The following is a 537-nucleotide window of genomic DNA, read 5'->3' as shown; positions in this document are numbered from 1 at the left end:
CCGTTAAAAGAGCCAAACAACACCGCTCTTTCAACTCCTTCRGRCTTCGATGAACTGAAGCGTAACCGCTGCCGAAAACTGCGTAACTCTTTGTTTACCAAGGAGTTTTCCGTTTCGACTGCGCCGGAAGTGGGGCGAATTATAGACTTCCAGAATCTGCCGTCAACACTTAATTTTGCTTTTCTATCAATGAGTTGCAGAAAGCCGAAAAAACAGTGTTTTCCCCTCTATATGGAGAAGGAAAAACACCGCCTCTATATAGAAGGAACCCTCAGAGCACTCCAGCTTCTTTAAAAGCAGCAACGGTGGCGGCCTCAAGCCCCAGCACCCGCTGCAAAACCTCAAGCGTGTGCTCACCCAATAGAGGAGGGGCGCTTCGGTACTCCACTGGTGTCTCGGACAAGCGAATGGGACTGGCAACCTGCGGCACCACCCCAGCCAGCGCATGAGGAAGCTCGATCGCCAAACCCCGCGCCTTGACCTGTGGATCGGCAAATACCTGAGACAGATCGTTGATCGGTCCGCACGGCACACCCC

The 537-nt window shown here is 52.9% G+C and carries 2 protein-coding genes; one reads left to right on the top strand and one right to left on the bottom strand.

All coding sequences use genetic code 11. From position 1 onward, the window contains the following. On the top strand, window positions 1–294 hold a 294-nt coding region (locus tag AC1DH9_RS30700), incomplete at its 5' end, for a hypothetical protein (protein ID WP_477809524.1). On the opposite strand, the gene AC1DH9_RS30695 is transcribed toward AC1DH9_RS30700, so the two are convergent. Beyond that, a partial coding sequence (locus AC1DH9_RS30695; RefSeq protein WP_477809523.1) for a CoA transferase occupies window positions 272–537 on the bottom strand: 266 nt, incomplete at its 5' end. The two genes, AC1DH9_RS30700 and AC1DH9_RS30695, sit on opposite strands and share 23 nt — an antisense overlap.

This window comes from Pseudomonas sp. 05T35, from assembly GCF_056396605.1.
This window is presented reverse-complemented; position numbering and strand designations above follow the sequence as displayed.